21 protein-coding genes are annotated in these 24,361 nt (G+C 35.9%); 12 read left to right on the forward strand and 9 right to left on the reverse strand.

The window, feature by feature from the left end:
* The first annotated feature begins 264 nt into the window (after positions 1-264).
* A complete protein-coding gene (queF, locus tag AACL20_RS06575; protein ID WP_339052110.1) occupies positions 265-1,080 on the forward strand; it encodes an NADPH-dependent 7-cyano-7-deazaguanine reductase QueF in 816 nt (271 codons plus the stop codon).
* Between the two features lie 256 nt (positions 1,081-1,336).
* On the opposite strand, the gene AACL20_RS06580 is transcribed toward queF, so the two are convergent.
* Entirely contained in the window at positions 1,337-2,482 is a 1,146-nt protein-coding gene (locus AACL20_RS06580; protein ID WP_339052111.1) for a putative peptidoglycan glycosyltransferase FtsW, read from the reverse strand.
* Between the two features lie 474 nt (positions 2,483-2,956).
* Positions 2,957-4,171, reverse strand: a complete 1,215-nt coding sequence (locus AACL20_RS06585; RefSeq protein ID WP_339052112.1) for an MFS transporter — start codon at positions 4,169-4,171, stop codon at positions 2,957-2,959.
* A 280-nt stretch (positions 4,172-4,451) separates the two neighbouring features.
* Here AACL20_RS06585 and infA point away from each other — a divergent pair, with 280 nt between their 5' ends.
* From infA to mtaB, 7 genes are all read left to right on the forward strand, one after another.
* Positions 4,452-4,742: a translation initiation factor IF-1 gene (gene infA / locus AACL20_RS06590; protein ID WP_339042714.1), complete on the forward strand. Its 291-nt coding sequence runs from the start codon at positions 4,452-4,454 to the stop codon at positions 4,740-4,742.
* A 224-nt stretch (positions 4,743-4,966) separates the two neighbouring features.
* Complete coding sequence (locus AACL20_RS06595) at positions 4,967-5,281, forward strand: multidrug efflux SMR transporter (protein WP_339052113.1); 315 nt, start codon at positions 4,967-4,969, stop codon at positions 5,279-5,281.
* A gap of 303 nt (positions 5,282-5,584) precedes the next feature.
* On the forward strand, positions 5,585-6,271 hold the full coding sequence (gene coaE / locus AACL20_RS06600) for a dephospho-CoA kinase (RefSeq protein WP_339052114.1): 687 nt from the start codon (positions 5,585-5,587) through the stop codon (positions 6,269-6,271).
* Positions 6,265-6,954, forward strand: a complete 690-nt coding sequence (gene dnaQ, locus AACL20_RS06605; protein WP_339052699.1) for a DNA polymerase III subunit epsilon — start codon at positions 6,265-6,267, stop codon at positions 6,952-6,954. The genes coaE and dnaQ overlap by 7 nt, the downstream gene beginning before the upstream one ends.
* Before the next feature lie 226 nt (positions 6,955-7,180).
* Positions 7,181-7,402: a hypothetical protein gene (locus tag AACL20_RS06610; RefSeq protein ID WP_339052115.1), complete on the forward strand. Its 222-nt coding sequence runs from the start codon at positions 7,181-7,183 to the stop codon at positions 7,400-7,402.
* Positions 7,389-7,817 carry a DUF2335 domain-containing protein gene (locus tag AACL20_RS06615; protein WP_339052116.1) on the forward strand — a complete coding sequence of 143 codons (429 nt, stop codon included), beginning with the start codon at positions 7,389-7,391 and terminating at the stop codon, positions 7,815-7,817. Before AACL20_RS06610 ends, AACL20_RS06615 begins: the two co-directional genes overlap by 14 nt.
* A 16-nt stretch (positions 7,818-7,833) precedes the next feature.
* Positions 7,834-9,123 carry a tRNA (N(6)-L-threonylcarbamoyladenosine(37)-C(2))-methylthiotransferase MtaB gene (mtaB, locus tag AACL20_RS06620; protein ID WP_410519941.1) on the forward strand — a complete coding sequence of 430 codons (1,290 nt, stop codon included), beginning with the start codon at positions 7,834-7,836 and terminating at the stop codon, positions 9,121-9,123.
* 137 nt (positions 9,124-9,260) lie between these two features.
* Here the strand turns inward: mtaB and AACL20_RS06625 are convergent, their stop codons facing one another.
* Positions 9,261-10,493 carry an MFS transporter gene (locus tag AACL20_RS06625; RefSeq protein WP_339052118.1) on the reverse strand — a complete coding sequence of 411 codons (1,233 nt, stop codon included), beginning with the start codon at positions 10,491-10,493 and terminating at the stop codon, positions 9,261-9,263.
* A 610-nt stretch (positions 10,494-11,103) separates the two neighbouring features.
* On the opposite strand from AACL20_RS06625, the gene AACL20_RS06630 reads away from it, so the two are divergent.
* A protein-coding gene (locus AACL20_RS06630) for an IS5 family transposase (RefSeq protein WP_339051669.1) occupies positions 11,104-11,924 on the forward strand; the annotation gives its coding sequence in 2 pieces (ribosomal slippage) (positions 11,104-11,491 and positions 11,491-11,924; 822 coding nt in all).
* A gap of 677 nt (positions 11,925-12,601) precedes the next feature.
* Here AACL20_RS06630 and AACL20_RS06635 read toward each other — a convergent pair.
* The 5 genes from AACL20_RS06635 to AACL20_RS06655 all read right to left on the reverse strand — a co-directional run bounded on the left by AACL20_RS06635 (position 12,602) and on the right by AACL20_RS06655 (position 17,586).
* Complete coding sequence (locus AACL20_RS06635) at positions 12,602-13,594, reverse strand: DMT family transporter (RefSeq protein ID WP_339052119.1); 993 nt, start codon at positions 13,592-13,594, stop codon at positions 12,602-12,604.
* Positions 13,595-13,714: 120 nt separating this feature from the next.
* Positions 13,715-14,149 (reverse strand): transcriptional repressor, encoded by a 435-nt coding sequence (locus tag AACL20_RS06640; protein WP_339052120.1) that lies wholly within the window; start codon positions 14,147-14,149, stop codon positions 13,715-13,717.
* A 93-nt stretch (positions 14,150-14,242) separates the two neighbouring features.
* Positions 14,243-15,067, reverse strand: a complete 825-nt coding sequence (locus tag AACL20_RS06645; RefSeq protein ID WP_339052121.1) for an inositol monophosphatase — start codon at positions 15,065-15,067, stop codon at positions 14,243-14,245.
* Positions 15,064-15,525, reverse strand: coding sequence for a DUF1013 domain-containing protein (locus AACL20_RS06650; RefSeq protein WP_339052122.1), 462 nt, complete (start codon positions 15,523-15,525; stop codon positions 15,064-15,066). The genes AACL20_RS06645 and AACL20_RS06650 overlap by 4 nt, the downstream gene beginning before the upstream one ends.
* A gap of 399 nt (positions 15,526-15,924) precedes the next feature.
* Positions 15,925-17,586: a cation:proton antiporter gene (locus AACL20_RS06655; protein ID WP_410519909.1), complete on the reverse strand. Its 1,662-nt coding sequence runs from the start codon at positions 17,584-17,586 to the stop codon at positions 15,925-15,927.
* Between the two features lie 1,199 nt (positions 17,587-18,785).
* On the opposite strand from AACL20_RS06655, the gene groES reads away from it, so the two are divergent.
* The 3 genes from groES to AACL20_RS06670 all read left to right on the forward strand — a co-directional run bounded on the left by groES (position 18,786) and on the right by AACL20_RS06670 (position 22,878).
* Positions 18,786-19,082 (forward strand): co-chaperone GroES, encoded by a 297-nt coding sequence (gene groES / locus AACL20_RS06660; protein WP_410519910.1) that lies wholly within the window; start codon positions 18,786-18,788, stop codon positions 19,080-19,082.
* Between the two features lie 87 nt (positions 19,083-19,169).
* A complete protein-coding gene (groL, locus tag AACL20_RS06665; RefSeq protein ID WP_339052123.1) occupies positions 19,170-20,810 on the forward strand; it encodes a chaperonin GroEL in 1,641 nt (546 codons plus the stop codon).
* 775 nt (positions 20,811-21,585) lie between these two features.
* Positions 21,586-22,878 carry a folylpolyglutamate synthase/dihydrofolate synthase family protein gene (locus AACL20_RS06670; RefSeq protein ID WP_339052124.1) on the forward strand — a complete coding sequence of 431 codons (1,293 nt, stop codon included), beginning with the start codon at positions 21,586-21,588 and terminating at the stop codon, positions 22,876-22,878.
* Between the two features lie 486 nt (positions 22,879-23,364).
* Here the strand turns inward: AACL20_RS06670 and obgE are convergent, their stop codons facing one another.
* Positions 23,365-24,354: a GTPase ObgE gene (gene obgE / locus AACL20_RS06675; RefSeq protein WP_339052125.1), complete on the reverse strand. Its 990-nt coding sequence runs from the start codon at positions 24,352-24,354 to the stop codon at positions 23,365-23,367.
* Positions 24,355-24,361: the final 7 nt, after the last annotated feature.

Genomic DNA, 24,361 nt, shown 5'->3' on the forward strand with positions numbered 1-24,361 from the left:
ACATCTAATCTATAACAAGCCTTACTATTTTTGCAAGAGGTTAAGATGCAAACTAAGCAACAAATGGTATTAACAGTATTAGGCAGTGCCGGCAAAGTGCCCAACTATTTGCATTCGCAATGCGAAATGGCGGAAGGCTGTGAGTGCATATTCTAATTTCCTGTTTTACTTTGCAATACAAAACTATTTTGATATAATGGATGCGCGTCTTATTTTAGATCACTAAAACAACACATAATATATACTAATTTGAGTTCCTTGGTGATGTTTTTAAAAAATCCACTCATAGAAAAACCTGTATACCTATCTTCATATAATAGGGATTTGCTCTATAGAATACCAAGAGCCCCGAGACGTGTGGCGCTTGGTATAGAAAGCACTGTTCTTCCATTTCATGGGATAGATATTTGGAACGCATATGAACTTTCATGGTTGAATATGAAAGGAAAACCTGAGGTCAGGATACTTGAATTTAGATATCCTGCTTCTTCTGAATTTATACTAGAGTCAAAGTCTTTGAAGTTATACCTAAATTCTTTTCATTGTACGAATTTCAAAGATCAAGATGAAGTAATTTCGATAATAAAAAATGATTTAAGTTTAGCACTTTGTGTGGATATAGTAGTCTCTCTTTCTAAACTTAATACCAATATTGCTTTTTCAAATTTTTGTGGCACTTGCTTGGATGATATTGATGTTGCTTGCAATGCAAAATGTGTTACTCCAGACTATCTAAGCATTTCCGAAGAAGAGCAATGTATGGAAACTATATACTCTCATTTACTGAAGTCTAACTGTTATATAACAAATCAACCAGATTTTGGATCTATTCAAATTGCTTATAATGGAAAAAAAATAAATCATAAAGGATTGCTGCAGTATTTAATTTCTTACAGGAATCACAGTGAATTTCATGAGCAGTGCATAGAGCGAATATTTATGGATATAATGAAGTATTGCAAACCAAAATCTCTGACAATATATGCACGTTATACGCGACGAGGCGGAATAGATATTAACCCATTTAGAAGCACAGAATCTAATACTAACATTAGCAATTTAAGGCTAATCAGACAGTAGGCTATATTGTCTTTGTCTCATAACTCTAAGAAGCGCAGAATTCATGTTGGGCGCAAGCAATGATGATATAGCAGAAAAAGTTGTAAAGTGCCAAAAACCTTATGGATTTTGTGAAAGTAGTATTTGCAAGTGTCGAACGAATTATACATCTGAAAATTAGCGCATGGCAGTTTAAAAGCTAATTTTTGTGCATTTCACTCTCCGCAAAAATTTATTTGTATTCGTGCAGCAAATCGATTTTTAACAGACAGATTTATTAAAGTGGTAATGCATGTTGAGTTCTAGTTGTTATAGAGTGATAAAGCTTGTTATGATGCTTTGTGATTCCAAGATATATCCCTATCGCAAATGCGAATGACAGCATAGAAGAACCACCATAACTAATAAATGGCAGCGTCATGCCTTTCGTTGGAAATAAATGTAGTGTCACGCCTATATTAAAAATAGACTGAATTGCAAAGTACATTAATATTCCAGTAGCAGAGTATATACGAAATAGATTATTGCTAAGTGTAAGACGCATAATGCCATGCAAAACTAAAATTGCGAATAACGCTAAGACTAAAAAACAAGAGAAAGAACCGAATTCTTCTCCCACAACTGCAAAAATGAAGTCTGTATGGGCATCCGGCAATACTAGCTTAACAGTTCCTTCACCTGGACCTTTGCCTAAAAATCCTCCTTGTATATAAGACTCAAGTGATTTTCCAATCTGATAATTTGTTCCAATGTCATCAGATAAAAAGCTTTCAATTCTCTTGCGCACATGCGGCAAAAACAAATATGCACCTGTTGCCATTAAACATAGGAGTATTGCACTTGAAATCAGTAACACAAGTGAAAGCCCAGCGACAAAAAACTGGCCCGCAGTTACAAGCGATATTGTCATTGCCATACCAAAATCAGGTTGCATTAATATAAGGCTTGCTATTATAAGGTGAATCGCGATGCAGAGCAGGAATTTCTTCTTCTGTGAAACATTGCACATTTCTGAAAGTAATATGGCAATAAATACACTATAGAACGGTTTTAATAACTCTGACGGTTGTGTAGATACACCAAATAGACTAATCCACCGTCTTGCTCCCTTTGCTTCATCACCAAGAAATAACACGGCAAATAGCAAAATCAAGGAAGCAAAAAAACCAAGTAGACACAGACGCTTTATTACGACTTCGTCCAGCGTTGAAATAATAAGAATCACAATGCTTGAGAGTATAACATAGAATATATGTCTATATACAAAGTAAAACGGAGGAAGACCAACTCTTTCTGCAACTGAAGGGCTTGCAGTTATTACTAGCACCAAGCCAACACTGATAATAACAAAAGTGATTATTAGGGATAGGCCATCTATCTGACGCCACCATTTACCTACTTGAGCTTCTCTTCTACTATACATCCTCTATATTCCTTATAACCACTTCAACTAAATGATTAATATCTAGCATAGATCAAGATTAATTCCAAAAACTCGAAAGAAATAGAAAATTAGATCTAATTTTCTGCTCTAATCAATACAACCCGCATTAACAGTTTACAACTCATTAATCGTTGTTCTAAGCCTTACGAAGGCAGTGAGGTTTTCTAAGGATAGCTACATGAACCTAAGAGAAAAACAGCGTTTTTATCAATAGAAAATGCACAATAAATAAGTGCATGAATTCAATACCTTAATTGCAACATCACTATACATAAGATTGTATAATTATTTTCGTGCATTTCAAGAAACTTTAGCATTTCTTGCTTGTGATAAAATATTACTATCTTTCCTTATAGCCTTGACTAATTATGAAATGATGCGCGTATAAACAGCATTCTTGAGAAAGATTTTGATACAATATTTGAAATTTGTTTGGAAATAAAAGTTGTACATTTAGTATCCCCACTGTTTTTTACGCAGCAACAATATCAACATGCCAAGTATTGATATCATAAGAGCCATTGGTATGGTAGATAGTCCGTACAGCATGATGGTTACTTCTTCCATTCCACTGCCGCTTAGCTTATGTATTATGATTCCTATTGCACTATGAAAAACATAACCAAAAATCATTATAACCATATTTGCTACTGCAGAAGTTATGGTACCAAGGTTTTGTAAGGTAAAGTTTCGCACTTTGCCGACTATTAGAATTTGATATGCTGAGAAGAACCCTGCCACAAATAGCAGTATATGCATGAATGCCACATTTCCAACTCCCATGAATATCAGAATAAAACATACAAGCATAACACAGGCAGAAATTAGTATTATTCCATAGAAAGCATCTAACTTTTCAGCTATGTAAGTAAGCATAGGGCAGCCAAAACACATGCCTAAGAACATAAATGAAACAGCGGTACCAGCATTCTCTTTAGATAATCCATACAGCTCTTGTAAAAATTTTGGCCCCCAAGCATCAGCAAATCCTTCTAGAGGACCTATCATCAAACCACCAAGGAAGCTTAAGTATAGAACTCTAGGATTTAAGAGCACTGATTTAAGCTCTGACAATACATTTGAATGAACTCTGGAGTTTATATCAACATTCTTAGGGATGCTAAAATATGTAAAAATCGCAAGTACCGCTCCAAATATGCAGAGTGCATTGATTACATTTTCAAATCCAAATTTTTGTAAAAGATATGAAATTGGCGTGCCTCCATTGATTGCTCCTATCAACCCTATAGTGACTGACATCCCTATCATTCTGCTGAACTTTTTTTCACCAAATCCTATATTTACGACTTTAAACAGCCCAAGCACGGAAGCAGATGATGCAATGCCAGTTATCAATCTGCCGATTACTGAATAAGTCCAATTATCAACATATACCAGAGGTAGCAATCCTGCAAAAGTAAGAATTATAAATACAGGAAGGACTTTTTTTGGTCCCATTCTATCAATTACGACACCAATTGGGAGATGCGCAAGTACATACCCTATGTAGTAGATCCCGGAAAAATTACCTATTTCAAGCGCGCCAACATTAAACTTTGCCGTTAAATCATCTAGAGCAGTCGCAGTTAAAACTCGCAGTACATATTGATAAGCGTAGAATGCAGTTAAAAAGAACCACATCATCCATGCTACAAGTGGAGTGCACATATTTTTTTATTACATAATGCTAAAATGTTTATCAGATGAGCTAACCAGAAAAAATACACTCTTCTCAAAAATTACTATTCCTTGAAGAATGTTACTTATAAACTCATCATGAAAATAGGAATTCAATCATATTACTTTATTTTTCAAACATCAAGCAAATTTAGGTTTGCACAATGCTTATCTTGACAAAATAGAGAAAATAATTCACAATCTGATATTTACTAAACTACATGACTTCACTTTTGAAGCGTAGTGGTATTTTATTTAATCAATGTTTAATATGTCCAAGGAATCACTTATAGAGCTAAAGGGAAGAGTTATGCAGATGCTTCCAAACGCAACATTTCGCGTTGAGTTGGAAAATGGGCACCAAATAGTCGCTTATACTTCTGGGAAGATGAGAAAAAATCGAATAAAAGTTCTTGTTGGTGATGAAGTAACAGTTGAAATGAACCTTTATGACCTGACTAAGGGGCGGATAATGCATAGAAAAACAGAACACAGTTTCACAAGTCCTGACAGCAGCAATCATTCAACCAACTATGCAAGCAGTAACAACACTAGCAGCTAAGTGATTATAGCAATAATTTAAATTAATATTTAAGCAATGCTTGTTTTTTGCTAACAACTTAGGCTATACCTAATACAACAAGCTCGTGTACAAGAACCTTATTCATAATGTTAGTGATCGATATAGATGCAGGCAGTGCCTAGTATAAGGAATCAACAAATGCTCTTTTAATCGCATGCACTTGTGCTAAAGAATCAAAGAGAATATAAGACGGAGTATAATAAATGTCTTGGGTATATTTGATAATCGCTGGAATGTTAGAGATTGTCTTTGCTGTCTCGTTAAAGTTGATGGATGGGCATAAAAATCTTTTATGGTCTGCTCTTTTTTATATCTCAATGGTTCTGAGCTTTGTCTTCCTTTCTTTTGCTATGCGCAGCATTCCTGTAGGCACAGCGTATGCTATATGGACAGGTATAGGAACGGCTGGTGTTGCAGCTGTTGGCATCTGTTTTTTAGGGGAGCCATTTGCTATAGCAAGAGTCGCTTGTTTAGTTCTATTGGTTGTTTCAATAATAGGATTAAAACTTGCGTCTTAAATTAGCGCATCTTTTATTGTTATAGCACTTGCGCTCAAGTAATTAGCCGCGCAAGGGATTTGAAGTGCATGATTTTTTAGAGTGCCAGTTAATTTCTGAGTCAAATACTTATATATTATTTGCGAAGAAATTAACGAAGTAATACTTGAAAATCAGGCCAAAGGAGTCTGCGAAAGCGACTTTGCCGGCAGTGCCATAGTTGTATGTGATTTTTGAGAAAGCAGAGGAAACTTTTGTTGTGTAGTTTTGCGGTATATTTGATGGCACTCTGGGATGCTTTTGATCAAGAATGGTGAGCTTATATTGAAGAAGTTCTCAAATATAGACAAGCTCGCTCCAAATAAAGGACAGATGATATTGCTCACAGGCGGTATTGCATCAGGAAAAACTTTCACTCTAAATTTTCTTAAAAACTGCGGGTTTGCTACTTTCAATACAGACGCTGCAACAAAAAGCATTACACAGTCTGATGCGCGCGCTATTGAAGAGGTGCTGGAGAACTTTCCGGAATGTAAAATGCCGGGAGATAATAAATCACAGTGCAAGCATTTTATAATAGATAGAGCAAAGCTTTCTGATGTGGTGTTTGCGAATTCAGCCAAAAGACAGCAACTTGAGAATATAGTCTATAAGTATATCAGATCTGCAAGGGCGGACTTTATTAGAAAGGTAAAACAGGAGTACGGCGTTTCTAAATCCATAGTTATAGAGATTCCGATGCTGTTTGAAAAACTGAAGATTGCTCCTGAACAATTTTATCCAATTTTTGCATTTGCAGAACGCTGTTTTATAGTATCTACCATCTCAAGCATGGAGGCAAGATACGAAAGAGTCATGCAGCGAAAGAATATGACAAAAGAAAAATTTCATGCTACAGTCATGATGCAAGTGTCAGATGATTACAGAGCAAATTTCTCGGATTATTTAGTGTCTACTGTGGGTACTGTATCTGGAACTCAACTATCAATTAGAGGCATTGTACAATTGTGAACAATTTGAGAGAAGTGGTGCTAGACACTGAGACTACAGGGCTTAGCGCAAAGGATGGGCATAGGATTATAGAAATTGGCTGTGTTGAATTAATAAACAGAGTGAAGACTGGTAAAACCTTCCATGCGTATATAAATCCACAAAGACCTGTTGCGCCAAATGCTTTTGAAGTGCATGGAATATCAGATGAATTTTTAGCTGATAAACCTTTGTTTAAATCTGTCGTGAGTTCTTTTTTGAACTTTATAGGGAATAGCTCACTTATCATCCATAATGCGTTGTTTGATATGCAATTTTTGAATAATGAACTGGCAATTATGGCATTTCCAACTCTACCTATGCATAGAGCTATTGATACGCTGGTAATAGCAAAGAAGAAATTTCCTGGTTCTCAGTATAGTCTTGATGCACTTTGCCGCAGATTCAACATTAGTTTGCATACGCGAGAGAAGCATAGCGCACTTGTAGATTCTGAGCTCCTTGCTATGGTTTATCTTAGAATGCTTGCTCCTGAGCAGTCTATAATGCAGCTGCGCGCGAGAAGTGATTATTCTGCTCATGAGCAGAATACTGGTCGTACTGGTACTCGTCATAAGAGACAATTTAAAGTTAGTGACTTAGAACTTAGCGAGCATAGAGAATTACTTAGTAAGATTAAAAACCATATATATGGCAGTGATTAATATGACTACTTAACATCACCGCTTGATTATAAGCCTGAGGCAAAAAGAAGATGCTCTATTCTTAGAAGCGGGATTTTAGAAGAGGAGCTTTGTATTCAAGATGCCATAATATACATAATTTATAAAATCATTATTATATTTCTTCAGAAGATATATTTATTTTAGATAAAAATGGTAAGCGTTTTATACAGTGCAAGTAATACTTTGCAGAAGGCAGTAGGGGTTTATGCGATCTAAGCCGCCTAGTGAGTGTAATGATGTATGTGCTTTTAAAATGAAAGTCCTACTTAAAGGCTTTGCTTTTGCGCAGGCGTTCTACTATAAATTTATTTCATGTTATGGTATATACAGAAACGATTTTAATCCATTCATATCTGATTGCAGAATGGTGCGCAGGGAACTTGAGGGAGCGCTTACAAAATTAATGGGGAAGCATGAAAAAAGGTAACTACCACAGAAGTAGGTTTGGTCAGAGTTATAAGCAGAATCACCAAGATTTCTCTATATTACCACCACTAGCTTTGCTAGAAAATTACGAAGAAATGGCTCCAGGAATTACGCAAAAGCTTATGGATATGATGCAGAGCGAACAAGCAAATAGGCATAAAAGGCAAGAGCTCTACTTTAAAAACAAGAGCAATGTAATCAGATTTGGTCAGTTTTGTCATTTGATTGTCGCAATGATGATACTTATTACCACTGTTGTGCTTAGCAAATTTAATCTCTATCTTGCTGCGCTTGTTGTTATAGCTGGGTTTAGCTTTTTGCTACTTGTGCATATAAAAGCTATGAAGTACTACCCTTCTGACTCAGAGAGACGTAAGCATATTAAAAATAGTTCTAGTGAACGGAAAACGGCTTAAACCGCAAGTAGTTTTTATGAATGAAAAAGTATTAACCTTTGGGTGTCGCCTTAATATCTACGAAAGTGAACTAATCAGGAAACATTTATCTAGTCTAAAAGCTGGAGATGATGTCTTGGTTATGAATAGCTGTGCTATCACAGCTGAAGCTGAGAGGCAACTACGACAAGCTATCAGAAAAGCTCATAAAGAAAACCCTGATTTAAAGATCGTTGTAACAGGCTGTGCTGCACAGCTTGACCCTCTTAAATACGCAGCGATGCCCGGTGTTTTACGTGTTATAGGGAACCAGGAGAAGTTAAGCGTAGAATCTTATAAGAATCTTAGTTCTGATAGCAATGATACTATAGCACAAGCACAAAAAATTTCTGTTAATGATATAATGTCAGTTAGTGATACTGCTTTGCATCTAATAGATGGTTTCGAAAATAATGTTAGAGGCTTTTTACAAATTCAAAATGGTTGCAACCACAGATGTACATTTTGTATTATACCATATGCAAGAGGAAATAGTAGAAGTGTACCAGTAACAGATATAATTGATCAGGCTAAGATCTTGGTTGATAGGGGATACAATGAGATAGTATTAACAGGGGTTGATATTACTGATTATGGGAATGATTTACCTGAAAAGCTTAGTTTAGGAGTTGCAGTTAAATCACTTTTAGATGGAGTTCCCAATTTGCAAAGGCTGAGATTATCTTCGATAGACGTAGCTGAAGTAGATGAAGAGCTAATCAAACTCTTTGCTTCAGATTCCAGAATGATGCCAAATATTCATTTGAGTTTGCAATCTGGAGACGACATGGTATTAAAGAGAATGAAACGACGCCATTTAAGAGAAGATATAAAAAACTTCTACTACAAAATTAAGGAATTGAGACCTGAAATAACATTTGGTGCAGATATTATAGCTGGCTTTCCTACAGAAAGCGATCTGATGTTTCAGAATACTTATGATCTATTATCTGAACTCGATATTATTTTTATGCATGTATTTCCATATTCGGAACGCCAAAATACTCCTGCTAGCAGAATGCCACAGGTAGCAAAAGAAGTCAGGAGAGAGAGAGCAAAAGCTCTAAGATCGCTTTGTAATACGAAAGTGCTCAATCATTATAAAAACAGTGTAGGAAAACGAGCAAAAGTATTGATTGAAAAAAATGGAGCTGGAAGAGCTGAAGACTTCTCTCAGGTGCGTATTGCTGGCGCGGAATCAAAAAATCGTGATTTAATTGGGAAAGTACTCGAAATATCTCTTACGGAACTCAGTTCTGACGGAGTATTACTTGGGAATATTGTATAAATATCACTCTGATAAAGAGTATATACTTAGTCTATCCGTAAGTTTTTTTGCGTTTATTATAACATTTTCCTACAGATTTAAAGCGCTATTTTATGCGCGCTTTCGAGATTTTTGGCGCGCATGCTACCTTATTAAAGCTATAGTTTAGCGCTATATTTAATAGCATAATTAACAAGTAAGAAAATTACTGCTATCGCTATAAGGTAATATGCAGGCGCATGCGGCCCAAATTTCTCAGCAAAAATGGTTTCTATACCAGGCGCTGTTCCACCAAATAAAGCATTGCCTATATTCCAACTAAAAGCAACGCCAGAATATCTAAGTGAAGGGGTAAAATGTTGTATAGCATATGGATAGGCCGGGGCAGATACTGCAGCTGCCAGTATGCTAATCCCGAAAGTTCCAAGCAACACATGTGCTGCGTCTTGATGACTAAGCAATAAGAATATTGGCAGAGCTGTAAAAATCACAGCATAGCAACTAATATGCAGAAATCTGGAATAGCCTATTTTGTCCGCAGCAAGACCAAACACAGGCAATATAATTATAAAAGTTAACACTGCAAGAGAAGTAAGATATAAAGCTTCAAGATGAGTGTAATGTGTATATTCAACAAAAAACACTGCAAGATATCCACGAATAGTATAAGCAACAGACGTTGCAACACCCCCTATGCAAGCTACTATCCATATTCTACGCCATTTTTTCCGCAATACCTCTATTATTGGAACTACTGCGTTTTTATTAGTTCTAGCTCTAAATGCAGGAGTTTCATCTATGCTATGCCTTAGATAAAGACCAGACAGCCCAATTACTCCGCCAAAGAGAAAGCAATACCTCCAGCTAAAGTCATCATTGCCAAAGAAATGAGTGACAATTAAGCCAATAAATGTTGCGAAGAGTGTTCCAATCATGTTAGAAGCCATAACAAGACTTCCAATAAGTCCAGGTTTATACCCATCAAGATGTTCTAAAATAAAAATAGCAGAGCCTGCACCTTCACCACCAATACATACACCCTGTATTAGTCTTATTAGCACAAGCAAGAACGGCGCAAATATTCCTATTTTTTCATAAGAAGGAAGTAAACCTATACAAAAAGTAGCAAAAGCCATACCAAGAATAGAGGCTGTTAATGCTGTCTTTCTGCCGATTTTATCTCCTATATGTCCAAAAATGACTCCACCAAGCGGTCGCATTAAAAAACCAAATGCGAATATAGCGAAAGCTAAAAGCAATTGTATGAACGGATCATGTGCAGGAAAAAATAATCTCCCTATTGTTGGCACAAATACAGCATAAATACCAAAATCGTAATATTCAATTATGTTGCCAACTATTGCCGAACCAACTATCTTATGTTTACGCATCCAAACCCAATAATCACTAATGTGAATAATCTTTCACTTTACTCATCAAAATTAACATCTACAATGCTAGAACCTTAAATCACAAAGTAGTATCATTTTCCTGCTCTAAAACCGATAAAATAATTAGTATAATAGCTTATTTGAACACATGTGATACGCGTTATCTTTGTCGTTTATATAGAAATCCTCAAACTTTGCTTGAGATCAATTATAAAATTGCAATTAAGATAAGGTACAATGAAATCTTAGCATTTAAATTTATAGCACTAGTAAAAAATCAAAAAAGTTAACACTAGTAGCAATACTATGAGATTCTAGTCTCCATAAATTATTTTGTCCATAGCAATCAACCTAATGAAGCTGTATAATGCAGTGTTTTTCATATATTTTTAGCCATTTCTTTTGAAACACAAAAATTGCTTCAGTTGCTTTAAGAAACTCAATCATCAACTTGTGAAGCGGAACACTGCTGCTAGAGCAGAATAATCATTCAACTTAATTCAGCTCTATTTCCTAAAGTATTATGACATACAATCAAATTTCACATTACAGTAGACCTCTTGCATAACCATATAAATTGATTAAAATCCTTGATTTTATCAAGGATAACATGAAGTTTGAAAACATCAAAGATGAATACGCAGAAGAGTTTCGCAGGCTTACTGGCATTAAACGAGGAACGTTTGAAGTTATACTAAGTATATTAAAAGAAGCTGAAGCTATTTTAAAGTCTCAAGGTGGAAAACCCAATAAATTGGCTTTAGAAGATCGATTACTCATGACGCTTGAGTACTTGCGTGAATACAGGACATATTTTCATATTTCCCGCAGTTATGGAATAAGTGAAAGTGCCTGTTATCGTAATATACGTTGGATTGAAGATACTCTAATTAAAGATAAACGATTTTCACTACCTGGACGTAAAGCATTACTAAAAAGCGATTCTGAATACGAACTTGTGTTAATTGATGCTACTGAAACACCGATAGAACGACCTAAAAAAAACAGAAGCACTTTTATTCGGGAAAAAAGAGGCGACATACTCTAAAAACTCAGCTTATTGTGGATAAAAGGAAAAAAGAAATCATTTGCACTAATTTTTCTAATGGCAAGCGTCATGATTTCAGGTTATTTAAAGAATCCGGAGTTCACATCCACCCTGAGATTAAAGTTCTTACAGATACTGGTTATCAAGGCATTGATAAGTTGCATTATAATTCAGAGTTACCAAAGAAAAAGACAAAAAAGCGACCACTAAGCAGGAAAGATAAAAAGAAAAATCGTCAATTGTCTAGTGAACGTGTTTTAAATGAAAACGTCATAGGCATGATCAAACGATTTAAAATTATCGCTGATCGTTATAGGAACAGAAGAAAACGATTCGGTTTAAGGTTTAATTTACTTGCTGGTATCTATAACTTTGAGCTTTAAATAGGTTATGCAAGAGGTCTAGTGTGCAAATTTTTCTGATGCATAAATATACTAGTCATACTTTTCAAAATTGGCACCTTTAGAATGTTCCTTATATATTTTGTATACACATCCATCCATATTCTTCTTAGCTTGTCTGTCAAAAATCGATTTGTTACACGAATCAATTTTTGCAGAAAGTTAAATGTAGAAAAATGAGCTTTTATAGAGTCCTGCATTAATTCTCGTATATAGTTTATCTGATATTTACAAATACTATTTCACAAAATCCATAATGGTTTTGTGAATTTTGCCATTTTTTCCGCCGGATTTCAGTCCACTATAATGGCTTGTAACCAATATAAATCCTCCGCTTTTTAGAGCTATGATGCAATACTTCTTAGCTCTTTTTGCAATCTAACTTCATATGTATATTATACATATAATAAATACCAACTCTTCATTTATCAGAAATATGGCAGTGCTGGTGAAGTCATTTTGCAGATCTCAAATCTCATCTTAAATTTTCTAAAAAAATACACAGCAAATATATGCTGTGATTTGTGAGAGTTGGTATTACTTCGTTAATTTCTTCGTAAATATATATAATATATGACTCAGAAATGAACTGATTCTCTAAAAAATTATGTCCTTCAAATTCATGCGCGTGCACTTATTTAAGGCAGGGCCATAGAATATCATTTGTCTTTCTCTATCTTTGCCATCTTTTTTTTCATCTTTATTCGCTCTCTTCTCTTTCTATGCACTTCTTCAATAGCAAGCGCTTTACGTTCACTTTCCTGTGTAAAGCCTTTTTTCTTGGCTTCAGACTGAATAAGGTATAAACCACCAAATATTATCAAACAATAACCAATGATTGAATATTTATCTGGGACTTCACCGAGAAACATAAACCCTAGTACACCAGTAAAAATCAATCTTAGATAATCAAAAGGCATCACAATAGAAACATCAGCGAATTTAAATGCCTTAAATAGTGCGACAACATGAATGATATGAAAAATTGATAAAAAAGCTATATACTTAAGATGTGCAAACTCAAGAGGTTGCCAGACTTTGAGCGCGAGCGGGAATGATAGTATGGAGCCTACAAGCATCGTATAAAATAATTGAGGTTTTGTCCGCTCAGTTTTGCCTAAAATCTTGATGGCCACATTATTTATAGCCCAAAATACTAGAGCTAAGAACAGGTATATATAGTGATTATTGAATTCTTGAAATCCTGGCTTAATTACAAACAATACTCCTACAACACCAAATGTAATCAACACCACTTTTGCAAATGTAAGCCTTTCTTTGAAATATAATACGCCAGCAGTTAGGACCAAGGCATTTTCCAGATATGCAACAGCCGCCGCGTCCATTGCTTCAACCTTTGAAAGCCCATAGAAAAAACAAAGAGAACCCAGCACACTGAATGTGCCCCTAGTTATATGTACTCCTAAACGAGTGGTACGAAGATTATTAATAAATCCACCTTTCATACACCAAGGTATTACAGCGATCAAAATGCTGAATTTATATAAGAAAGCTACTTGCTTAGGTGGAATATCATGCATTAGGTTCTTCGCAGCAATATACAATGCAGCCATCGAAGCTGCGTGCAACACCATCAGAAGAACGCCTGATATTGTGTTACCAAGCTTAAAATTGCGGATTTTACTATACATATTTTGATTTGCTCGCGAATTAAGTAACCCGGACGGCGGAATTATAACAGCGCTAAATGCGAATTGCAATAGCAACTCACATTTAAATAATATTTTTTCAATTTTTTTGAAATAAAAACTTCATTTTTTAATCTTCACACCGTACAACTCCAGCCTATGATCAACAAGCTTATACCCAAGGTTTCTTGCTATCGATACCTTTAATTCTTCAAGATTGCAATCATAAAACTCTATAATTTCACCAGTCTCTACATCCACTAAGTGATGATGATGTTCTCTTTCGCTTGTATTATCAATAGGTTCATACCTTGACTTGCTATCTTTTATTTCCAGCTTTTGAACTGCACCGCATTCTTCAAATACATTCATCGTTCTATAAACTGTCGTTAAGCTGATATTAGGATCCATCTTGTGGGCCCTTTTGTGAATCTCATCTATATCTGGATGGTCTTTTGACTCTAATAAAACTTTGGCAACCACCCTCCTCTGCTGCGTCATCTTAATGCCGCTTGCTATACATATGCGCTCTATGCTGGATATTTTCTTCTTTTTCATAAAAAGTTTTTACATGCATGTATCTAAGTAAGAAAAAGCATAAACCATTTACTAATATGATGCTATATCCTATTCTTCAGCTTACGCAACAACTTAACTAATAATCTTATCACAAAGATCTGTATTAGACGTTATAATACTTGCGCCATCATCAAATGGAGTATTGCCTACTATATTGCGCACCACTCCTCCAGCTTCACGTATTAATAATAGCCCAGCTGCTATATCCCAAGGCTTCAGTTTTGAGTATACAGCCATATCAAGTCTACCACAAGCAACATACGCAAGATCCAGTGCAATCGATCCTGAAATCCTCATTTTTACGTGATTTTCTTGTAATTTATTTAAAATAAGCTGTATATCATCAGATCTCAGTTGCGTAATGCTGCTAATTCCACACAACGTTGCCAAGAAATTTGGTCTCATCCCAACACGCATTCTAGATTGTTGACCAATATAATTGATATGATAAGCTCCTTTCCCCTTTTCTGCCCAGTAAGACTCATGCAAGAAAGGACAGTGAATCACAGCAGAAACTATCTCCTTTGCAGATGAAGCAGCTGCCGTTCTTTCAAGTGCGATGGAAATGCAAAAATTTGGATTGCCATGCATAAAATTCACTGTTCCATCAATTGGATCGACTATCCACCTGTAAGCTGCTGCAGCGCTATCTTCACTACTATTGCTGTGCCTCTCACCTGTTTCCTCGAGCAGAAAAGAGCAACCTGGCTTTAGACGTCCGAGCTCTGATACGAGCAACTCTTCGGTTTTGACATCTGCCTGAGTGACAAAATCAGATAAACCCTTTTTAGAGATCTGCAACTTCTCTAATTCTGAAAAGTCGCGTATCAATCTCACGGAAGCTTTACTGCAAGCCTTTAAAATTCCAGATATTATAGGTGGATATGTTTGAGTCATGATAGAGGCACGTCATCAGATCCTGATCTTTTACTAGACTCAGCTTTTTGCTTCACAACACCATATACAGCATTAAGCTCTGTCTGCGTACAAAGTCCAAGTATCACTGGATCTTTAGCCTTTATATTTTGGTAATTCCAGTGTGTTTTATTCTTTACAGATTGTATAGTAGACTTTGTTGTTCCAATTAGCTTTACTATTTGAGCTTCGGTTAATTCTGGGCAATTCTTCAGCAGCCACATCACAGCGTCAGGTTTGCTATTTCTCTTTGCCACAGGAGTATATTTGCTCTTCCTCTTTTGCTGTGAAATAATATTCTGCATATCAGCCAGCAATCTAAGTCTTAGTGCGCTATCGTTTTGACAACGTAATATCTCGTCTTTCTCGAGCTGTCCCATTGTTACTGGATCAACACCTATTATACCCTTGGCAACATCTCCATCGGCTATTCCAGTCACTTCAGCCACATGCAAGTGGCAGAAATCTGCTATTTGTTCGAAAGTGAGCGTAGTATTTTGTATCAACCACACAGCAGTGGCCTTTGGCATTAAAGGTGCTATCATTTCACTATTCTTTTATTTATTAACAAATGCCACCAATTATTAAAGTGTGCTTGGTGTGAATTATAGCATAGCATGTCATGCATTGTCAAAATCACACATGTAGCATGTGCTACTTTCTTTTTATGACTAAAATCTATCTTATAGTTTTGCTTCATCTCTTGAAAAATGCTTTTCAATTCATAATTGGCACATTCTTTTGTAGCATAACAGTTCATAATATGCATGTTATAGCAATAAAATAGGCGGTATATAGCGCTTTAGTTATATTGATTGACTTTTAAAGACATGCTCTGTTTATTCAAATAATTCTATTTCTTCTGTTAAGGCATAATTATTTTTTCTTATTTTTTCTTTTATAGCCAATACAACTTGGTCTATTACTCCAAGGTTTTTGAGTATCACTCCGCCAAGTTGTAGACCAGTTTCAATTGTAGTTGGTACAGTCTCAGAAGCCCCTAATTTTTTGATACCTTTGCTATGCTTGAGATCTTCAACTCTACTTACTAATGTGAGATTTTTATAATTCGCATGTATATTCTTTGTGGATTTGCGAATAGAAACTTTATCACTCATTGTCAAAATCACAGCTGCAGCCCTGTCTGCCCCTATTGCTTTTAATGTATCTGAATCACTTAAGTCACCGTGATATACTGGAAAGCCTTCGGATCTTGCTCTTCTTGCAAGCATAGCATTACTGTCAACTGCTATGTAGCTAATTTGTTCTTGCTGCAGCATATAAGCAACAACTCGACCAACTCTGCCAAATCCTGCTATCACTACATGCTCACTTAAATCGCTAACACCTTTAAACTCTTGATTCCCATCAAACGATTCTTGCGTATCAAGGTGTTCCTCAATCTTATTCCCTATTATAGAAAGTAGAGGTGTAACTGCCATAGTGATTGCAACTGCCATTAGAAGAAACTGCCCTGTACTTTGATCTATCGATCCTTGTTTTACAGCTAGACCAAACAATATGAAAGCAAATTCACTTCCTTGTGAGAGCAATAATGCAGCATGTAGCGAAAGTCCTAGACGCATTCTGAAAAGCATGCATAGCATTAGCATAATAATAAATTTTATCGATATCAGTGCGCCAGAAAATAATAAAACGCCACGTAGATGTTCTACAATAAACCTCCAATCTATAGACATCCCAACACTCAAGAAGAAAAGACTCATAAATAAGCCTTGAAACGGCATTATACTATCCTCAACCCTATTTCTATACTCTGTTTCTGCAATCAAGAGACCAGCTATAAACGCTCCCATAGCTGTGGAAAGACCAAGTTCACTAGTAATCCAAGCAGCTCCTAGAACTATTAACAGAGTAGTTGTGACATATACTTCATCTGTTTTTACAGATGCTATCAAAGAAAAAAACGGCCGCAGAAAAAGTCTGCCACAAACCGTTATAACAAGTATCGCACCAAGAGCTTTCAATCCTGCAATCTCTATTGTAAACAGAATATTTCCCTCTTGTTTTCCGAGGATTGGTAGTATGGCAAGCAGAGGCACAACTGCAAAATCTTGCATCAGTAACACAGCAAGAGATAGCCTTCCTACTGAAGTTGCCTGTTTTCCACCTTCTGCCAGTACTTTTAATATGATTGCAGTAGAAGATAGCGAAAGCGCAGCGGAGATCACTATTGCGACATAGAAATCTATCTTAACCCAACTACTCAATATAAAATGGAATATAGCTATCAATATAGTGGTCGTTAAAATAAGCTGTAACCCTCCAAAACCGAATACATGCAAGCGCATCTTAATTAATCTTTCAACTGTCAACTCAAGACCAATGACAAATAAAAGAAATACAACTCCAAATTCAGCAAGTGCAGCAGCATAGGAAGGCTCTGCTATTAAATTAAATCCGTGTTCTCCAATCATCGCACCGACGATTAGGTAACCAAGTACAGGGCTAATTTTTAACCTATGCAATAAAACAACCACAAAAATTGATGCGCACAGTAAACGTAATACATCTGGCAAATATCCGAGATCATGCATATTTAAATCTATTTAAATAAAAAATAAAAAAACTGAGAACCAATCATGTCATCTAGTTAGTCGCTTGCATCATAACTATTGAAGTCCAGGCTTTATCTTGGCTTGTAAGCAATTATGATGCATATGAATCCAGCAGAAAAAGTGGCAAAACTGCCAAAAACCTTATGGATTTTGTTAAGTAGTATTTGCTAAGTACAGGATAAATTATATATCCGAAAATTAGCGCAGCAAATTGATTTTTGACGAACAGACTAGTTAATAAAAAAAAGTAAGTAATACCTGTAATGAACCTAGTGCTAGAATACATTACGTTTGGCGAATTACTACATCTAAAATTTTCTTTGCAAAAAATGAGAAATAATTATTACAAATGCACAAGTGCTTTTATACACATTATAATACTTTTCAAAATTGCGCCGTCAAAATGCTTCTTATGTATTTACGTATACACATATGCTATCATTCTTCTTAGCTTCTTTTGAATACGGGCTAATAAACATTAATTCTTCATTTGCCTGCGGCATATCTCAAACATTTATGCATCTTATTTGAACAGAATTTTACATTCTATTTCAGTATAACATAATAATCTTTATGACTCTATTAGACGACTGCAAAATATCGCAGGCTGACTTACAAAAAAATAATAATATACGAAATAGAGCGTAAGTCTAGAAATCATGATTTGACTTAAATTTCTTCTTATTATGATAACGCAAGTTACAAATTATTTTATAATTAAGCCACTCGTTTCAATATGTGTAAAATTGAGTAAAGAGCGAGCTTCCTAAAGTTTTTGAAATATAAAATTCATACTATTTTTGCAGGGAGTAGATATGTTTGTAGCTAACACTAACTCATTTGTATTGCTAAAAAATCTATCATACACTCTGGTTATAACTAATATGAAAGACAAAATATTGAATTTGAAAAGCAATTACAAGATATTTAATGAGTTTAATGCATTTGATTGAAAATTCATTTACTCTTATGAGCAGTCATTAAAAAAATTGACCACGCATCTTGGTATAGAAATAGCACAATTAATAAATTTGTTTCAGATGCGACTTGAAATCGTAATGTCATCTTACTATATAGCAAAATATCAAGAAACAATACTATTTCAGGCGAGGTAAAAGAATATGAAAATCAAAGTGAGACCATTGCACGATAAGCTGCTTGTGCAAAGAGTTGAGCAGGAAACTAAGACTGCTGGTGGAATAATCATCCCAGACACAGCTCAAGAAAAACCTATGCAAGGGAAGGTGTGTGCTGTTGGAAGTGGTACTAGAGATGAATCAGGTAAAATTCATCCGCTAGATGTGAAGGTCGGAGATAAAGTTTTGTTCGCTAAATGGGGCGGAACAGAGATAAAGATCGACGGAGTTGAGTATCTTGTACTCAAAGAGTCAGATGTGCTTGCTATTATTGAAGAGTAATTTACAAGTTTTTGACTAAATTTTGCCACAATTGTGGTGTAGAAGACTTAGATGGTAAAAATAACTACTTTGTATTTAGGATAAAATATGGCTGGAAAAATCATAATGAAAGGAGCTGAGGCTCGTGATAAAATTTTAAGAGGAATAGAGACGGCATATGAGGCTGTTGGTGCAACTCTTGGTCCGAAAGGACGTGATGTCATTATAGAGAAATCTTTTGGTGCTCCAAAGATTACAAAAGATGGTGTAAGTGTTGCAAAAGAAATTGAGCTTTTGGATAAAGTTGAAAATATGGGAGCTCAGATCTTAAAAGAGGCAGCTAGCAAAGCAAATGACAATGCTGGAGATGGAACAACTACAACCGTTGTACTAGCTAGGTCAATTGCTAAAAACGGTATTAAAGCTGTTGCAGCTGGTATGAATCCAATGGATTTAAAACGTGGTATAGATATAGCATCTAAAGTAATCATAGAAGAGATCAAAAAAGTTTCAAAAGCTATAGCATCTTCTGAGGAAGTTGAACAAGTTGCTACTATCTCTGCAAATGGAGATCATGACATTGGCAAAAAGTTAGCAGAAGCATTTAAAAAAGTTGGCAAAGACGGCGTAGTAACAGTTGAAGAAGCAAACAGAAGTGATGAATTTGAAGTAGATGTTGTTGAGGGTATGAGCTTCGATAGAGGATATCTCTCTCCTTACTTTGTCACAAATGCGGAAAAAATGACATGCGAACTTGATAATCCTTATATTCTAACATTTGAGAAAAAAATTAGTAATATACAGCAAATGGTTCCACTACTTGAATCTGTAGTGCAAACAGGTAAGCCGCTGTTAATTATAGCTGAAGATGTGGAAGGAGAAGCACTTGCAACGTTAATTGTCAATAAGTTGCGTGTTGGCTTGAAGGTGGCTGCTGTAAAAGCTCCTGGCTTTGGGGACAGAAGAAAATCTATGCTTGAGGATATAGCATTATTGACAGGTGGTCAGTTGATCAGCGAAGACCTAGGAATCAAGCTTGAGAATGTTTCATTAGCACATCTTGGTTCTGCAAAAAGGGTAGTCATTACTAAAGATGATACGACTATAGTAGATGGTTCAGGCAAAAAAGAGCAAATAGATGAACGTCGTCAGCAAATTAAAACTCAAATCGCTGATACAAAATCTGACTATGACAAAGAAAAACTACAAGAAAGACTTGCTAAGCTTTCTGGTGGTGTTGCAGTGCTTAAGGTAGGCGGAGTTACAGAAGTAGAAGTTAAAGAGAAAAAAGATAGAGTAGAGGATGCGTATCACGCAACTAAGGCTGCTATCGCAGAAGGAATAGTCCCTGGAGGCGGGTGTACTTTACTTTATGCATCAAAAGCTTTAGATGGAATAAAAGGAAAAAATGCTGATGAAGATGCTGGTATTGATATTGTGAGAAAGGCACTTTCATCTCCTATACACAAGATCTTGGAAAACGCTGGTATTGATTCAGGGTTGATAGTTGCAAGGCTTTTAGAAGCGAGTGACAACAAAAAGATCTTTGATGCGCAAAATATGCAGGTAGTTGATGCTTATCAAGCTGGGATTATCGACCCAACAAAAGTTGTCAGAAGTGCTCTGCAAAGTGCAGTTTCGGTTGCAGGTTTGTTGATTACAACAGAAGCTGTAATTTTTGAGAAAGCTGAAAAGAAACCTGCCGCTCCTATGCATGGGCATGGTGGTATGGATGATATGGGCTTTTAAGTTTAGCCAATTGAAACATACTCATAAAAAGCTCAGTTTTTTATAAATTTAAGACGCAACTATAGACGATGGCTTCCTTTATTCTAGGGAGCTTTGCGTCTATATGTTATTGTTGTTAACAAAATGCACGTTCAAGGATTTTGAAGGCATAATTTTTTAGAGCGCCAGTTAATTTCTGTGAATACTTTTATAGTCAAGGAAGTTGGAGATATTACATATTTCAAGCAAAATTTACGGTATACTAGAAAGCGTAGAAATATGGAGTAAGGACATAAATTTTAGCTTTAAACTTAAAAGCCATATATCAGTCTATAACATCTTTAACTTCCCTGATTATATATATTTGCGAAGAAATTAACGAAATGTATTGAAAAATTAGGCAAAAAAGGTCTGCGCAATTGGATTTGCCGGTTTGTCGCAGGTCTATATCAGAAAATCAGTGCATGGCATTTTTAAAAGCTAATCTTTGTACATTGAACTTGCCACAAAAATTTATTTGTGCAGTAAATCGATTTTTGAAAGACAGACTGCTTAAGTTGCTGATTATAGCTAAAACACTATAAAGTAGGAATGACAAGCGAGCATTTAGAATAAAAATTTATTCGTCTGGACTCCGTAATATAGCTGCTATTTCAGGTAAAAAGCTGACTTCAAATTTATCCAAAAGACAAAGTTTGACATGACTTTTTATGCTGCTTTAGCTGATATTTTATAATCAGCAATTCGCGTTAAAGTATCAGTCTTTGTTGTTCATATCTCAAGTATTAGGAGATTTATGGTTAAGATGCCGCATTGGCCAATTCCTTATGGAAAAAGCGTCATTGACCTTGAGTTATGGAGGATTAAAGCTCTTTTATCAAAACTTGGTGAGCCACAAAAAAAAATTCCACATGTAATACATGTTGCTGGAACTAATGGAAAAGGATCAACTATAGCATATTTAAAGGCAATATTTGAATCTGCTGGATATTCAGTGCATCGTTATACATCGCCACATTTAGTAAGGTTCAATGAACGTATAGTAATAGCTGGCAAAGAAATCGAAGACGAATTTCTTTACCAAATCGCAGAAGAATGTAGATTTGCCGCTGGTGATCTTGAGTTGACCTTTTTTGAAGGCACGACTGCAATGGCATTTCTTGCTTTCTCCAAGATTGAAGCTGACGTAGTCCTGTTAGAAGTTGGTCTAGGTGGAAGGTTAGATGCAACAAATGTAATAGAATCTCCGCTTCTCTCTGTAATCACGCCGATATCAATAGATCATACAGAATACCTTGGTTATGATTTATGTCAGATAGCATCCGAAAAAGCTGGGATTATAAAACAAGGTTCATTATGCACAGTAATTGGTTGGCAAGAAGAACATGTTCTTGAACTATTACATAATTGCTGCATGCTGCGTCAAGTCCCATCTTTTGTTTGCAGACAAAATTGGAATTTTCAGAAGACAGCAAATGGTTTTTTGTTTATTACGCATGATAATATACTAGAATTACCAAATCCCTCTCTTCAGGGAATACATCAAATAATGAATGCTGCTTGCGCAGTTGCCGCTGTACAACAATTAAGCAACATTTACACTATTTCAATTGAAAATATTAGAAACGGTATAGAAAATACTTCATGGCCTGCAAGGATGCAGCTCGTGCAAAGCGGAGTGCTGCATTCTCTTATTCCTCAAGGTTCTGAACTTTGGGTTGACGGTGCTCATAATGTAGGTGGTGCTCAAATGCTTGCACTAAGCATTGCGCAGTTAGATGAACAAGATAAATTACTCTATCTAATAAATGGCAGAACTAAGCAAAGGGATATAGAGGGGTTTTTAGCACCCTTTTTAGGATGTGTTGAAATGTTATGTGCTGTTAAAGTTATATCAGAACCTTTAAGCGAATCAGCTAAAAACATAGCACTTGTATCAGAAAAGATGGGCTTCAGGGCAAAGGAATGTGAAGGTTTAAGGCATGCTATTGATTTAATCACAAAAGATGCAGGAAATAGGAATTTCAGAATACTTGTATGTGGGTCATTATACCTAGCAGCTGATCTCTTAGCTGAAAATGTTATATGAAAATAGCGGTTGCAATATCTCATGTATCGCAACAATCATTGGTCTATACACCAAAAATTTATATACGCAAACAAATCAATTTTTGTGGAGAAGTGAAATGTGCAAAAATTAGCCCTTAGATCGGCCGGCATTGTTGCATAATACATATCCTTTAGTTTATCGCTAAATAGATCAGCTAAATAAACTAACAAAGCTGGTATTTCAATAGCAAATAAACACAAGATACACAACTGGTCGGAATATAACACAAATTTAGTAAATAGAGGTAATATTTATCTTGTATTTGAGCAAGAAAGGGATGTGTTGATCAAGTATTGTGGCAAAGGAAGGATTCGGAAATACTTGTGATGATATAATTATCATGTGCCATCAGATCAAATATTTGTTTAAATTACCTTATAGACAGACTGGGATTGTTGCACTTCGTTTTAGAATGCAAGGGACTGACCATCTAAATCTAAAAGCTAGAATTTTAACCCCATCAAACTAACTTATAGACAATACTTTAAACAGCTGCATTATTATATGCTCTACTCCTGCTCTTGTTGCTCCAGAACAAGTAAGTACTTGTTTGTTTGTATGTGAGCTTAATATAGATGTCTTCTCCTCTAGATCTTGTGGTGTAACTAAATCACTTTTACTTAGTACTATAACTTCGAGCTTATTGCACAGCTCTTCCTTATACGAATTTAACTCATTATGTACGGTTTGATAGCTTAGCAAAACATCCTGTCCAGTAGCATCTACCATATGTAACAAAACTCTGCAACGTTCAATGTGCTTTAAAAATCTATGACCAAGACCATGTCCTTGACTTGCCCCTTCTATGAGCCCTGGAAGGTCAGCGATGACAAACTCCCTATGGTTCGCTCTGACAACACCAAGTTGCGGCCGCAGAGTTGTAAATGGATAATCTGCCACTTTTGGCCTTGCAGATGTAACAACTGATAAAAATGTCGACTTACCAGCATTTGGCAGGCCTAGTAACCCAACATCAGAAAGTAATTTCAACTTCAGCCATACCCACAGCTCATCCCCATCTTTGCCAAGAGTAGTTCTTCTCGGCGCTCTATTTACGGAACTTTTAAATGTGTGATTACCTCGGCCTCCATCTCCTCCTTTAGCTATGACGACTTCCTGTCCCACTTCTATCATGTCATGCAACAGAACGGCACCTGACTCATCCAACACTTGAGTCCCTACAGGAATATCTATCAACATAGTTTCGCCAGAAGCCCCTGTACATTTTGCCCCAGCTCCACTGCTACCACTTTGAGCTTTGAAGTGTTGCTTATAACGAAAATCTATGAGTGTATTTAAGTGATCAACCGCTCTTAGCACTATATCACCGCCTATCCCACCATTACCACCGTCGGGCCCACCAAATTCTATAAACTTCTCTCTGCGAAAACTCATTGCTCCATCTCCGCCCTTCCCGGCCTTAAGATAAATCTTCGCTTCATCAATAAAATGCATCTAAATC

Origin of the sequence: Candidatus Lariskella endosymbiont of Epinotia ramella (genome assembly GCF_964019805.1) — a bacterium.
Lineage (GTDB): Bacteria > Pseudomonadota > Alphaproteobacteria > Rickettsiales > Midichloriaceae > Lariskella.

Coding starts and splice junctions, on each gene's coding strand:
- AACL20_RS06635 (WP_339052119.1), bottom strand. CDS start 13,594: ATGTATAGTAAAATCCGCAATTTTAAGCTTGGTAACACAATATCAGGC.
- AACL20_RS06645 (WP_339052121.1), bottom strand. CDS start 15,067: ATGACTCAAACATATCCACCTATAATATCTGGAATTTTAAAGGCTTGC.
- AACL20_RS06670 (WP_339052124.1), top strand. CDS start 21,586: ATGGTTAAGATGCCGCATTGGCCAATTCCTTATGGAAAAAGCGTCATT.
- groL (WP_339052123.1), top strand. CDS start 19,170: ATGGCTGGAAAAATCATAATGAAAGGAGCTGAGGCTCGTGATAAAATT.
- AACL20_RS06580 (WP_339052111.1), bottom strand. CDS start 2,482: ATGTATAGTAGAAGAGAAGCTCAAGTAGGTAAATGGTGGCGTCAGATA.
- AACL20_RS06625 (WP_339052118.1), bottom strand. CDS start 10,493: ATGCGTAAACATAAGATAGTTGGTTCGGCAATAGTTGGCAACATAATT.
- infA (WP_339042714.1), top strand. CDS start 4,452: ATGTCCAAGGAATCACTTATAGAGCTAAAGGGAAGAGTTATGCAGATG.
- AACL20_RS06595 (WP_339052113.1), top strand. CDS start 4,967: ATGTCTTGGGTATATTTGATAATCGCTGGAATGTTAGAGATTGTCTTT.
- mtaB (WP_410519941.1), top strand. CDS start 7,834: ATGAATGAAAAAGTATTAACCTTTGGGTGTCGCCTTAATATCTACGAA.
- AACL20_RS06610 (WP_339052115.1), top strand. CDS start 7,181: ATGCGATCTAAGCCGCCTAGTGAGTGTAATGATGTATGTGCTTTTAAA.
- groES (WP_410519910.1), top strand. CDS start 18,786: ATGAAAATCAAAGTGAGACCATTGCACGATAAGCTGCTTGTGCAAAGA.
- AACL20_RS06585 (WP_339052112.1), bottom strand. CDS start 4,171: ATGTGCACTCCACTTGTAGCATGGATGATGTGGTTCTTTTTAACTGCA.
- AACL20_RS06615 (WP_339052116.1), top strand. CDS start 7,389: ATGAAAAAAGGTAACTACCACAGAAGTAGGTTTGGTCAGAGTTATAAG.
- obgE (WP_339052125.1), bottom strand. CDS start 24,354: ATGCATTTTATTGATGAAGCGAAGATTTATCTTAAGGCCGGGAAGGGC.
- queF (WP_339052110.1), top strand. CDS start 265: ATGTTTTTAAAAAATCCACTCATAGAAAAACCTGTATACCTATCTTCA.
- AACL20_RS06640 (WP_339052120.1), bottom strand. CDS start 14,149: ATGAAAAAGAAGAAAATATCCAGCATAGAGCGCATATGTATAGCAAGC.